The organism is Rhizobium sp. AAP116 (assembly GCF_001295785.1).
Lineage (GTDB): Bacteria > Pseudomonadota > Alphaproteobacteria > Rhizobiales > Rhizobiaceae > Allorhizobium.
The window spans coordinates 302900-315360 of sequence record NZ_LJIB01000002.1 but is presented as its reverse complement, the minus strand read 5'-3'; the positions used below and the strand labels follow the sequence as shown (position 1 = coordinate 315360).

Sequence of the window (12461 nt, the reverse complement as noted above, 5' to 3'; positions counted from 1 at the left end):
GAATGAGAACCTTGATCATGACCGCCGCACTTCTTGCGGCAACCAGCCTGAGCACTGCCTATGCTGCCGATCTTCGCATGTCCTGGTGGGGCAGCGACGATCGTCATATCGCAACGCAGGAAGCCTTGAAGCTCTGCGGCGGCAAGTTCGGCCATACCATCTCGCCGGAATTCACCGGTTGGACCGGCCACCAGGAGAAGATCACCACCCAGCTCGCCGGTCGCACCGAAGCCGACATCATGCAGATCAACTGGCCCTGGCTGCCGATCTTCTCGAAGAACGGCGACGGTTTCGTCGATCTCAACCAGTTCAAGGACGTCATAGACCTCAGCCAATGGGCAGAGGCGGATCTGAAGAGCGGCAGCGTTGACGGCAAGCTGAACGGCCTGCCGGTCTCGACCACCGGCCGCGTCTTCATGTTCAACAAGACGACCTATGACAAGGCGGGCCTTGCCATCCCCACCACCTGGGACGAACTGCTCGCCGCAGCCCCGGTCATGAAGGAAAAGCTCGGCCAGGATTACTATCCCTTCGAAGGCACAGCCCTCGATGCCCGTCTGGTCGTGATCCTGCGCACCACCCAGAAGACCGGCAAGGACCTGATCGATCCCGCCACCAACCAGGTCGCCTGGACGGTAGAAGAGCTGGCCGATGGCCTGAAATTCTACCAGACCATGGTCGACCAGGGTGTCATCAAGTCCTGGAAGGACGTCGCCGCCGGAGGCAATGCGCCACTGCATGAAAACCCGGCCTGGGCCAGCGGCAAGATCGCCGGCACCTATCAGTGGGACAGCACCTACGGCAAGATCGCCGGTCCGATGGAAGACGGCCAGCAACTCGTGCCGGTCAAGCTCCTTCAGGTTGAAGGCGCAACAACCGAAGGTGTTTACCGCAAGCCCTCCATGCTCTTCGCCATCTCGAAGAACAGCAAGGAGCCGAAGGCGGCAGCCGAAATCGTCAACTGCCTGCTGAACGATCCGGAAGCCATCAAGATCCTCGGAGCAACCCGTGGCGTACCCTCGAGCAAGATCGCGCTCGACGAACTGACCAAGGCAGGCTCGATCAAGCCGGTTCAGGTCGAAGCCAACAAGATCGTGCTGGAAGGCGCTGGCGTCGGCGTCTCGCCGCTCAACGAGCATCCGCGCGTCACAGATGTCTTCGACAGCACCTTCGAAGCCTTCGCCTATGGCCAGGCTTCGGCCGAAGACGCCGCCGCCGAGATCATCGACGGCATCAACAGCGCGCTGACCGGCATCTGAGGAGGACGATCTTGACCGACGGCCCTATCCAGCTGCTGCACCGGACTTCTAGGACAGCAACCCTCACGATCGAGGCAGACGCACATCTGTTCGCTCTCGACCGGGTGTTGCCCTGGGTGCTGCAGCTGGGAGACGGCACGACGGTCAAGACCGGCAGCGCGACCTCGGTCGTGCTGTCCCTCGACGGTCTCGAATCGGAGAGCGAGTACCGCTTCTCGACGGCGATCGGTGGGACGACCTTCCGAACAGCCGACGAGCCGGCCTTGGTCGATATCCGCGACCACGGCGCAAGCCCTGACAGCCTCGACAATACCTCGGCGATCCAGTCCGCGATCGCTGCGGTGCCGGCGGGTGGAACACTCCGGCTGCCCGCCGGCTCCTGGACTTCAGGCCCGCTTTTCCTGAAGAGTGACATGACGCTGCTGATCGAGGACGGCGCGGTTCTGCAGGACATCGGCACACGCCAGGGGCGCACGATCCTATCCGCCCGGCATCCGGACGGACGCGTGCTCGGCACCTGGGAAGGGGTCGCGGAAGCTTGCTTCGCCAGCCTCCTCAACGCGATCGATTGCGATAATCTCACCATCTGCGGCAAAGGTATCGTAGACGGCGGCGGCGACCGCGGCGACTGGTGGACCTGGCCGAAGGAAACCCGCGACGGAGCCCGGCGCCCGCGCACGATCTTCCTGTCGGGCTGTCGCGATCTGACCATGACTGGCATCACCGTTCAGAATTCCCCCTCCTGGACTGTCCATCCGGTGCTTTGCGAGGATGTTCTCGCGGCGGGACTGACGATCCGCAACCACCCGGACTCGCCCAATACCGACGGGCTGAACCCTGAATCCAGCCAGAACATTCGCCTGGTTGGCCTCGATATATCCGTCGGCGACGATTGCGTGGCGATCAAGGCCGGCAAGCGCGATCCGCGCGGCGGCCCGGATCGGCCGACCCGCAATGTCGAGATCCGCAACTGCCTGATGCAGCGTGGCCATGGTGCCGTGGTCATGGGCAGCGAGATGAGCCAGGGGATCAGCGACGTCACGATCAGTCGCTGCCATTTCATCGGCACGGACCGGGGCCTGCGCATCAAGACCCGGCGTGGCCGTGGCGGTAGCGTCTCCAACATCCGTGTCCATGACTGCCGCATGCAGGATGTCGCGACCCCGATCGCCGTCAACGCCTTCTACTTCTGCGATGCCGATGGCCGCTCCGACTACGTCCAATCCCGCGCCGCCCTGCCCGTCTCGGCCACCACGCCGAAGATCGAGGGGATCGACATCCGCAATCTCGAGGTTTCAGGCGCCGAAACAGCGGCAGCCGTCTTCTACGGGCTTCCGGAATCGACGATCGACGCAGTGTCGATCGACGGTATGCGCATCGCCTATAGCGCCGATGCAAAACCCGCCGTGCCGGAGATGGCCTGTCATCTGCCGGAGCTGCGCCATGCCGGCATCATTGCCGAAAACACGAGGTTCAGTCGTCTGACGCGCCTCTCACCCGCTTCCATTCACCCGGACCCATGAAGACCGATGCTAATTTCCTATTTCGACGACTACGCCCGCGACTACGAACCCTACAAGGCAGGTGCCTGGTGTTATGAGGACGGCTGCCTCTATCGTGGCCTCATCACGCTGCACGAAGCGACGGGGGACCGGCGCTGGCTCGACCACCTGACCCGTCTGGTGGACGCCCAGGTGGATGCCGACGGCGGTCTTGCCGACTACAGGATCACCGAATTCAACATCGACAACATTCAACCTGGACATGCACTGCTTTACCTCCACCGGCTGACCGGCCAGGCCAGCTATCTGGATGCAGCACGACAGCTCGGTCGACAGTTGACCCATCATCCCCGCATCGCAAGCGGCCCCTATTGGCACAAGCTGCGCTACCCGCATCAGGTCTGGCTGGATGGCCTCTATATGGCCATGCCGTTCAAGGTCGAGCTTGGCCTGGCATTGGGTGATCAAAGCCTCATGGACGACGCTATCGCCCAGTTCAACACGGCGCTGGACCTGACTTTCGACACAGCCTCCGGCCTCTATCGCCACGGCTACGACGAGTCGCGACTGCAGGACTGGGCCGATCCCAATACCGGCCTGTCGCCGGCGCATTGGGCCCGTTCCATCGGCTGGCTGGCCATGGCCTTTGTCGACGTGATCGAGCATCTGCCGGAGGGCGATATACGCCGCCACCTGTCGGCGCGGTTGGAAGCGCTTAACGATCGGCTCGCCGCCCTGATGACAAAGGATCATCGCTGGCTGCAGGTGATCGATGCGCCAGATACGAGGGACAACTACCCAGAAAGTTCGGCAACGGCCATGTTCGCCTACGCCCTGCAGAAGTCCGAGCGCCTCGGCATCGACCGACATGCGGCCCTTGGGCGGTCAGCGCTTCAAGCACTTGCAGATCTCGAAGTCAGACCTGTCGAGGGCGGGCGGCGGCAGTTGCAGAATGTCTGCTGTGTCGCGGGCCTCGGCCCCTTCCACGGTATCTATCGCGATGGCAGCGTTGCCTATTACCTCACCGAAGCCATCCGCCCCGACGACATCAAGGGTGTTGCTCCGCTGATGATGGCTGAGGCCGAGCGTCTACTCGCAAAAGGCACCGCCCTTGCCCAAAAAGGCGAGGGATGGCGACCGCCGGCGGTGAACGCCGTCTGACGCGGAGCATATGGACCGCCGGCGGGGGAGCCGACGGTCCTGTCTTGAAGCTCAACTCGCAGCCTTCTGCTCGACATCCGATGCCGCACCCGGACGGACATCCGTCCAACCGAGATTGCCGGCATAGCGCCAGGCCATCTGACCCTGCTCGTCGAGCGTGAAGAGATGCAGCCAGCCATTGTCGAACAGGGCGCGCACCTGGGCATGCCGCTTGAGGATGTCGGCGATCGCCTCCTTGGGCGCCTCGACGGCAACCGTCAGACGCAGTGGCTCGTGGACGAAATTCTCCCCGTCGTGGACCGACTGCCAGGGGAGCCCGGCCCGCATATTGCCACCATTGCCCTCGACGACGCCGATGCCACCGACGACATTGTGCAACAGCTTGTTGCCAGCACCAAAGAGCGACGGCGCAACCGACGAGCCGAAATACTGCAGGCTGATCCAGCTCGCAACGACGACGGGGGCCGTCAGGATCAGTTCGAGGATCTTGAAGCCCTCGTCCTTCTTCCAGACATAGTCATGCAGGAAGGCCTGACCTTCCAGCGACCGGCCTGCCGTCCTTGTGCGCGGTGCCGCGATGAAGGCGCGGCAGCCCGCGAGCCCGAGCTCGGGCCGGACTTCAGACCAATCCCGACTGCGCTCGATGACGCTCTCCGCTGAAGCCCGAGGCAGACGCCGCGCCCGCTCGGCGCGCGTCAGGCGGCCGGCCTGGGCAAGCCACTGCCGGATGCGAACGATATCCTCCGCTGCGAGGTCGTTCTCCAGGTCGCCTTCGAACAGCGTCACCGTATCAGTCGTCGTATCATGCAGGCCGCCGAGGAAGACGGTATCGGTCGGGATGGTGATCCCGTTCAACGCCAGCTTTTCCCGCACGGCCCGGTCGTTCAGCAGATCGGCCAGAAGACGCGCGTTGACGTCGCCCGCATAGCCGCCACAGGCGCCGCAGTGAAGGGCGCTGGCATAGGGGTTGTTGACCACATTCGCGCCATGACCGGAGATCAGCACGAAGCGGCCGAAACCTTCGGTGAGCGACATGGCCTTGAGCACGGTTTCAGCAACCACCGCCCGCGTGTCGAGATCAAGGCTCGGGGCAAAGCGCGGCTTGGCCGCATCCGGACCCTTGCCCTTGCCGAAACCGAGACCGTCGCGCATCAGCTTGCCGGCATAGACGGGGCCCATCGCCTCGACGAAGGCGAAAGAGGAAACGGCGGCCAGCTTGAAACGGCCCCAGGCGCGAGTGGCACGGGCGCTGAACCGCGCCTGCTGATCGGCATCCTCATCGTGATCGACGGCGCTGCAGCTGAAGACGGAAGGCTTCAGGAGAACCGGCAAGCGATGCTCTGATACGTCGGAGGCAAAGCCCTTGTGGCTTGCACCCAGACCAAAGAAGCCGGCAAAGCCGAGTGTGCGAACAGCAGGATCAACGCTTTCGAGCGCGCGGCGGAAGACTTCCGAGCGCACGTCGATGCAGAAGGCCGCCTGCAGGACTGGCCGCAACTCGGCAACCTTGATAGATGAGGGTGCAGCAAGCGTGGCCGCGAGCTTCCGCTGTGCTGCGCGCTCGGCAGCGACCTGCAGCAACCCGTCGATGACGGTATCGAAATCCGGGCTGACCGGCTCGACATGGGCGCGCCGCACCTGCTGCCACTCGCTCTCGATATCCGTCTTGTGACGCGCATAGAGCGCCTCTTCGAATACGAGCCGGATCGCCAGCAGTTCAAGCGCCGTTGTATCCGTGCGGCCGTCGACCTCAGCCTTGAACTGGATGTGGCGCGCGAATTGCGCCCAGCCCCCGACGGTCAACAGGAGCTGATGGAAATAGGTGCCGGGCTCGGCACCAAGGCCGAGGGAGACAGCCGCCCGTTCGATCGCCGCATATGGTGTCTCCGGCGTTTCGTCGACATGGATGCTGAAGCCTTTCAGGCCCAGGATTTCCGGCGTCAGGTCGTGGGTCGCAAAGGCGCGCCAGGCGGCATAGAGCCCGTTACGCCGGGAAGCGGCCCAAAGGGCCTGCCCCTGATCGAAGAAACCGGCCGCAAAGGTGCCGATGCGCTCGGAGACGAGGCCCGGCCAATCCTTGCCCGTGGCCCGCGCGGCAAGCTCCGCGATCGTCGGGAGTGCCACAACCGGCTGCAGCTCCTCGCCAACGGCAGCCTTGAGCGCCGGCAGGTCGATGCGGTTGAAAAGCGCGCTCGACTGGAGCGCTGCAACCAGATCCTCATCCGTGATCTCGCCCTTGGCGATCTGGTCGGCATAATGCTTGCGCGGCAATGCCAGCCTGACGCCACTGATCCGGGCGAGCCGGGCCGCCGTCTGGTCGAGCGTCTCGGTGATCTGGCCTAGGAAGGGGTTGACGGCAACGGTCGCTGTCAGCGGCCAGGCCGGCGGGATGGCCCGCACGGCCTGATCCGCCGCCAGCACGAGTGCTTCACCATGCAGGGTGTCCACTGTGGTCATCTCGGTCATCGGGTTCACTCCTTCACTGAAGCAGGCGTTGCGGAGGTGGTGCGCGGAAGCGTCCAGCCACCGAGCAGGCGATCGAAGAGGGCATTGACATAGAGGCCGTTGGCCAGATGGACCCTGAGGCCTGCCGCCGCCGGATGATAGGCCCAGAGCGGGAAGAGCGACTGGGCGACCGCCACCACGCCGAAGGTGACGACGGCGAGCAGCATCAGCGTCCACTCAAGCGGCCCGGGCTGAGGGGTCGCCGGCAAGGTGCCAAGCATCAGACTGTCGGAAATGCGCTGCAGGGCGAAGTAGGCCGTCGCCGCCGAGATCGAGTAGAGCGAGGTCCGCCAGGTCAGCGCCCGGGGAGCCGCATCCGCCAACCCTTGAGCGATCAAGTAAGCGACGCCGAAGATCAGGATCGCCCCAAGCGCGAGCGCCTGCGGCGGCTTGTCGGCAAAGCCGAAAAGCAGACCGATCACGGCATAGATCGTCAATGCCAGCAGGAAGGCGCGGCCAACTGCCTTGGCATTGGGGATCGCGACCGGACCGGGGCGCTTGATCGAGGCAACCGTTTCGATGGCCGAGCCGGAGGCGAGGAAGGCATGTGCCTTGTAGAGCGAATGGGCGACGATGTGCAGAAGCGCAATCGGGAACAGTGCCAGGCCACATTGCAGGATCATGAAGCCCATCTGCGCGACCGTGGACCAGGCGAGCGAGGTCTTAACCGCCGACTGGGTGAGCATCACGAGACTTCCGAACAGCGCCGTGAAGCCGCCGACCATGACCAGCACCGCAAGCACCACCGGCGCCTGCAGCATGACATCGGCAAAGCGGATCAAGAGGAAGCCGCCGGCATTGACGACGCCGGCATGCAGCAGAGCCGAAACCGGGGTCGGCGTTTCCATCACTTCGGTTAGCCAGCCATGGGTCGGGAACTGCGCAGACTTCAGAAGCGCAGCAAGGGCGAACAGGGCGGCGGATGCGATTGTCAGCGGCAACCCCTCGCCCTCGCGGGCCGCGGCGAGAATGGTCGCGATGTCACCGGTTCCGAAGGAAATGGCGAGAAGAATGACGGCACCGATCAGGGCGGCATCACCGATGCGCGAGACGATGAACTTCTTACGCGCCGCGCGCTGGGCGACGATCCGCTCAGGATAGAAGAGCAACAGCTGATGCAGGAGCAGGCTGGTGGCGACCCAGCCGACGACGAGCTGCAGCAGCGTGCCCGACTGGACGAGCAGAAGGACGGCGCCAAGTGTTGCCGTCATCCAGCCGGTGAACGGGCCCTGCCGCCCTTCCCCGTCGAGGAAGGTGCCGGCATAACGCAGCACCACCCAGCCGATGAAGGATACAAGCAGCAGCATCACCAAGCTGACAAGGTCAAGCCGTGACGCAAGCGCAAAGTAGCTAAATCCAATCGCCGGGCTCGTGCCCGGCCCCTGCAGCACCAGCACGACAGCGGAAAGCACGGCGACGAGGATCGAACCGAGAGCCGCGAGTTCGGCAATGCGGATCGCCTGACGCGGGCGAAGGCCGGGCGCCTGAAAGGCATAGAGCGAGGCACCGGCAAGTAGCAGCGGTGCAAGAAGCGGCAACATGTGGATCACGTGATGTCTCCGGTCTGGGCCGCTGCTTGGGAGGAGGCAGCGGCGATCTCACGGACCTGTTATCAGCGGCGTGATCGCAAGAAAAATTCATTGTTTCTGTAAATTCGTTCTATAAAATAGAATAATGTCCGAACTGAACTATCATCACCTCCGCTATTTCCGCGCCGTCGCCCATGACGGCAACCTGACCCGCACGGCCGAGCGGCTGAACCTGTCGCAATCCGCGCTCTCGACCCAGATCAAGCAGCTGGAGGAGCGGTTGGGCCATTCCCTCTTCGAGCGTCGTGGTCGACAGCTCTATCTCACGGAAGCGGGACGCATCGCGCTCGATCATGCCGACACGATCTTTTCAGCCGGCGAAGAACTTGTGGAAACCTTGAAGGAGACAGGAAGGACACGCCGCGCCATCCGCATCGGCGCGCTCGCCACCCTGTCGCGCAACTTCCAGATGGAGTTCCTGCGCCCGATCCTCGGACGCTCCGACGTCGACATGATCTTGCGCTCGGGCAGCACCAGCGAGCTTCTCGGCGCGCTCGAAACGTTGAACCTCGACATCGTCCTGCTCAACCAGGCGCCGATGGCCGATTCCGTAACTCCCTTCATCGCCCAACATGTCTATCAGCAGCGGGTCAGCCTGATCGGCAAACCGTCCTATGGCAAACCGGGCGCGAAGCTCGCCGACCTGCTGGCCGAGCACCCCGTCATCCTGCCGACGCTCGAAAGCGGCGTGCGCTCGCAATTCGAAGCCCTCGTCGCACGCCTCGGCATCACGCCGCAGATTGCGGCTGAGGTGGATGACATGGCGATGATGCGTCTTCTGGCGCGAGAAGGGGCGGGCCTTGCCGTTCTCCCGCCGATTGTCGTCAAGGGCGAGCTCGAAGCCGGAACGCTGGTGGAGTTCGACGCCCTGCCCGGCATGATCGAATCCTTCTTTGCCGTCACCGTGAAGCGGCGTTTTCCGAACCCGCTCATCCGGCCGCTGCTCGAAGCGAGCGAGGACGGCAAAACCGCTGGCGCCTGAACAACGTAAAGCTCAAGCGCATCAAGCATTTGAGAAGGGGACCGCGTGAAGACATCCATCGCCATAATCGGAGCCGGAATTGCCGGCATCACGCTCGGCCGCAATCTCGCCGCTCACGCCGACATCACCGTGTTTGAAAAGAGCCGGGGCCTTGGCGGCCGGATGGCAAACCGCCGCCGCGAGGGGTTTTCCTTCGACCATGGCGCCCAGTATTTTACCGCCCGCTCGCCGTCTTTCAAGGCGGCTGCGGAACAGGCGGTATCACAGGGTCATGCCGGCATGTGGCCACAGGCAGTTCATACGCTGAAAGCAGACGGACTTGTGACAGACAGCCGCCCTCCCGAGCCGCGCTATATTGGCCTCCCCGCCATGAGCGGTTTTGCCAACGGATTGGCCGCGGAGCTTGAGATCCGCAAGGAAGCGACCGTTGCGCGCCTTGCTGCCTCCGGGGATGGCTGGGTCCTGACCGACAACGAGGACAAAGATCTTGGCCGTTTCGATCTTGTCATCTCCACCGCCCCCGCTCCCCAGACCATCCGGCTGATGCCGGAGGCTTTTTCCGCCCATGCCGCCCTGAAGACCGTGGAGATGAGCGGCTGCTTCACCCTGATGATCGGCCTCGACGTGCCGCTGGACCTCGGCTTCGACGCCGCGCGCATCGAAGATTCCGTACTCAGCTGGATTGCCGTCGAGGCAAGCAAGCCGGGCCGATCCGAGAAGACCGCGCTCACCATCCACAGCCGAAACGATTGGGCCGAGGCCAACCTCGAGCGCGACCGCGGCGAGGTACAGGCCGAGATGCTCCAGTCCCTCAAGCGGCTTCTCGGCCGAGACCTGTCGACAGAGGCGTGGATCGACCTGCACCGCTGGCGCTACGCCAATGTCGAACAAGCAGTCGGCGAACCCTTCCTCTTCGATGATGACCTTGGCCTCGGCGCCTGCGGCGACTGGTGCCTCGGCAACCGCGTCGAGGCGGCGGCCGAAAGTGCAAGAGCCCTGTCAGAAATGCTGATCGCCCGTCTGCAAGGAGCCTGACCGATGTACCGCGACACCGCGCTCACCAAACTTCTGACCTATGCCGGCGCCCTCCCCTTCTGGGCGCTCGGGCTGGCCCAGGTGCTGGGCTTCCAACCGGCCCTCGCGGCTCATGCCTTTGTCGCCTACGGCACGGGTATCGCCTGCTTTATGGCCGGAACGCTCTGGAGCCAGGCACAGATAAAGGCAGAGAAACCACAGTTGATGCTCGTCATCAGCAATGTCGCGGCCCTTGCAGCCATCGGCGCGCTACTGCTCCACGCCTATGTCCCGGCTCTGACGATGGCGCTGCATATGGCCGTGTTTCTCGCGCTCCTTGCCTGCGATCTTTCCATACACCGCAAAGGCGACCAACCCGATTGGTATCTGGCGCTTCGGCGCAATGTCACGCTTCTGGTGATTGCCGCCTATGCTGTGGTGATGATCCTGACATGAGATTTTTTTGTATCATGCTGTAAGATCTCTCGGGAAGCCGCGACAAATGGGAGCGTGCGGTGTGGCGCTCGAGATCTTGGCAGCGCGGACGAAGTCCGGGGGATCATGATGGGGAATATGGGTAATGAGGAAGTGATCGGCGGATACGGTGCTGCGGCCCCATTTCTCGCCGATGCTGTTTACATGGCGGAACTGCGCCAGCGCATGCTGAAATTTGCGAGCCTTCAGCTTGCCGATCCCGGCCTCGCCGAAGATGCGGTACAGGAGGCGCTGGCAGGTGCGCTGCGCAACGCCAAGGCCTTTGCCGGACGCTCGGCCTTCCGCACCTGGGTCTTTGCCATCCTGCGCAACAAGATCGCCGACCAGATCCGCTTCAAGCGCAAGCAATCGCAGATGATCGCGATGCCGCTCGGGCATTTCCCCGATGAAGACGAACCCCGCTATTTCGACGTCAAGGGCCACTGGGTGCCGGAAAACAGGCCGAGCGATTGGGGCAATCCGGAGGTAGAATTGCTGGGCAAGGATTTCTGGCGAGTCTTCGAGGCCTGCCTCGATCATTTGCCCCCCGACCAGGGCCGCGTCTTCATGATGCGCGAGTTCGTCGAGATGGAGACACCAGAAATCTGTGCCGAGATCGGCATCACCACCACCAACATGCATGTCCTGATGCATCGCGCCAGGCTGCGTCTGCGCAATTGCCTCGAAGGGCACTGGTTTGCACCGGAGGAGAGCCTGTCATGATGTGCGAAAATGCCACGAAACTCGCCTCGGATGAACTCGATCGACGCCTGTCGATTGGCGAGACCTTGCGGCTGCGGCTGCATCTCTTCGGCTGTGAAGCCTGCTCGGGCTTTGTCCGGCAGATCGGGATGATGCGCAAGGCGACCCGCCGCTATGTCGCGACCGACGCCTCTGATCCGGATGAACGCTGATCAGCGATCGCCAAGGTCTTCGATCGACTGAAGGACATCCGTTGCGAGTCGTGTCGCAGCGCCCGTCGTGATCGCCATCTGTGGCAGTATCATCCATTCAAGTGTCCAGGCAGCTCCCGACCGCTCCTGCTCATGCACCATCGCCTGATGCAGTCCGGAGATCTGCACGGCGTTGAACCGGGCAAGCGTGACGAGGACTTCGGCTTTGACCGGATTGCGCTTGTGCGGCATGGCGGAAGAAGCTCCGCCGCCGCCGATCACAGCCGTGCCGTTATCCGCCATCAGCGCCAGATCCTGGCCGATCTTGCCGAAGCTGCCGCTGATCTGAGACAAAAGACCGCCGATTTCGGCGATGATGCCGCGCTGGCTGTGCCATTGCGGGCGGTCGGCAAGCGAGAGCAGATCGGCAAGCCGGGCACGCACGGGAACCGCTTTATCGCCGAGCTTTTCGAGCGTGCCGGCAGCCCCGCCGAGTTGCAGAGGCAAACCCGATTTCAGCATATCCTGAACAGCGGCCTTCTGGGCGACGACCGGCGATTTCCAGCTCGACAGGCGGTCCGAAACCGTGATCGGGATCGCAGCCTGCATGCGCGTGCGCCCCATCAACGGCTTGGCACCGAAACGCGTATCCAGAGCATCGAGCGCTGCGGCCACGGCTGCCAGTCGTTGATCAAGGATCGAAAGTACCGTCGTCAGCCGCAGCATCAGGCCGGTATCGATGGCATCCTGGCTGGTGGCGCCGAAATGCAGATGTTTGCCGTGTTCACCAAGGGCTGCCCGCCATTGCCGGACGAGATCGGGAATGACCACGCCATCGCGGCCGATCGACTGCTTCAGGGCATCAAGATCAGCGAGGAACGCCTCCGGCAGAGCCGCGATTGCGTGTGAAGCCTCCGCAGGGATCAGACCCTCCGCAGCCTCCGCCTCGGCAAGTGCCACCTCGAAACCGAGCATGGCTGAAAGCTCGGCTGAAGCCGTAAACTGGGCGCCGATCTCCTCATCGCCCAACAGGCCTGATAGTATCGGATGGTCGAAGGCGGATGCGGTCATACAGATATCGA

Annotated in this window: 11 protein-coding genes; 8 read left to right on the top strand and 3 right to left on the bottom strand. The window is 63.3% G+C overall.

The genetic code is table 11. From position 1 onward, the window contains the following. Window positions 1–2 precede the first annotated feature (2 nt). From IP85_RS01510 to IP85_RS01500, 3 genes are read left to right on the top strand one after another with little or no spacing between them, the layout of a single operon-like run. On the top strand, window positions 3–1259 hold the full coding sequence (locus tag IP85_RS01510; protein WP_054147884.1) for an ABC transporter substrate-binding protein: 1257 nt from the start codon (window positions 3–5) through the stop codon (window positions 1257–1259). Between the two features lie 11 nt (window positions 1260–1270). Beyond that, the gene (locus tag IP85_RS01505; protein ID WP_054147883.1) at window positions 1271–2782 is read left to right on the top strand and encodes a glycoside hydrolase family 28 protein; all 1512 of its coding nucleotides are present in this window, start codon (window positions 1271–1273) and stop codon (window positions 2780–2782) included. A gap of 6 nt (window positions 2783–2788) precedes the next feature. Beyond that, a complete protein-coding gene (locus IP85_RS01500; protein ID WP_054147882.1) occupies window positions 2789–3922 on the top strand; it encodes a glycoside hydrolase family 88 protein in 1134 nt (377 codons plus the stop codon). 51 nt (window positions 3923–3973) lie between these two features. Here IP85_RS01500 and IP85_RS01495 read toward each other — a convergent pair whose 3' ends face one another. Beyond that, window positions 3974–6388 carry a DUF2309 domain-containing protein gene (locus IP85_RS01495; RefSeq protein WP_156322695.1) on the bottom strand — a complete coding sequence of 805 codons (2415 nt, stop codon included), beginning with the start codon at window positions 6386–6388 and terminating at the stop codon, window positions 3974–3976. Window positions 6389–6393: 5 nt separating this feature from the next. Further along, window positions 6394–7968, bottom strand: coding sequence for a proton-conducting transporter membrane subunit (locus tag IP85_RS01490; RefSeq protein ID WP_171901622.1), 1575 nt, complete (start codon window positions 7966–7968; stop codon window positions 6394–6396). A 133-nt stretch (window positions 7969–8101) separates the two neighbouring features. Between IP85_RS01490 and IP85_RS01485 the strand changes: the two genes are divergently transcribed. The 5 genes from IP85_RS01485 to IP85_RS01465 all read left to right on the top strand — a co-directional run bounded on the left by IP85_RS01485 (window position 8102) and on the right by IP85_RS01465 (window position 11400). Further along, window positions 8102–8998, top strand: a complete 897-nt coding sequence (locus IP85_RS01485; protein ID WP_054147880.1) for a LysR family transcriptional regulator — start codon at window positions 8102–8104, stop codon at window positions 8996–8998. Between the two features lie 45 nt (window positions 8999–9043). Further along, window positions 9044–10033, top strand: a complete 990-nt coding sequence (locus IP85_RS01480; RefSeq protein ID WP_054147879.1) for an FAD-dependent oxidoreductase — start codon at window positions 9044–9046, stop codon at window positions 10031–10033. 3 nt (window positions 10034–10036) lie between these two features. Next, a complete protein-coding gene (locus tag IP85_RS01475; RefSeq protein ID WP_054147878.1) occupies window positions 10037–10468 on the top strand; it encodes a DUF3429 domain-containing protein in 432 nt (143 codons plus the stop codon). Window positions 10469–10585: 117 nt separating this feature from the next. Then, window positions 10586–11209, top strand: coding sequence for a sigma-70 family RNA polymerase sigma factor (locus IP85_RS01470; protein ID WP_171901594.1), 624 nt, complete (start codon window positions 10586–10588; stop codon window positions 11207–11209). Then, complete coding sequence (locus IP85_RS01465; protein WP_054147877.1) at window positions 11206–11400, top strand: zf-HC2 domain-containing protein; 195 nt, start codon at window positions 11206–11208, stop codon at window positions 11398–11400. The genes IP85_RS01470 and IP85_RS01465 overlap by 4 nt, the downstream gene beginning before the upstream one ends. Here the strand turns inward: IP85_RS01465 and IP85_RS01460 are convergent, their stop codons facing one another. After that, window positions 11401–12450 (bottom strand): 3-carboxy-cis,cis-muconate cycloisomerase, encoded by a 1050-nt coding sequence (locus IP85_RS01460; RefSeq protein WP_054147876.1) that lies wholly within the window; start codon window positions 12448–12450, stop codon window positions 11401–11403. Window positions 12451–12461: the final 11 nt, after the last annotated feature.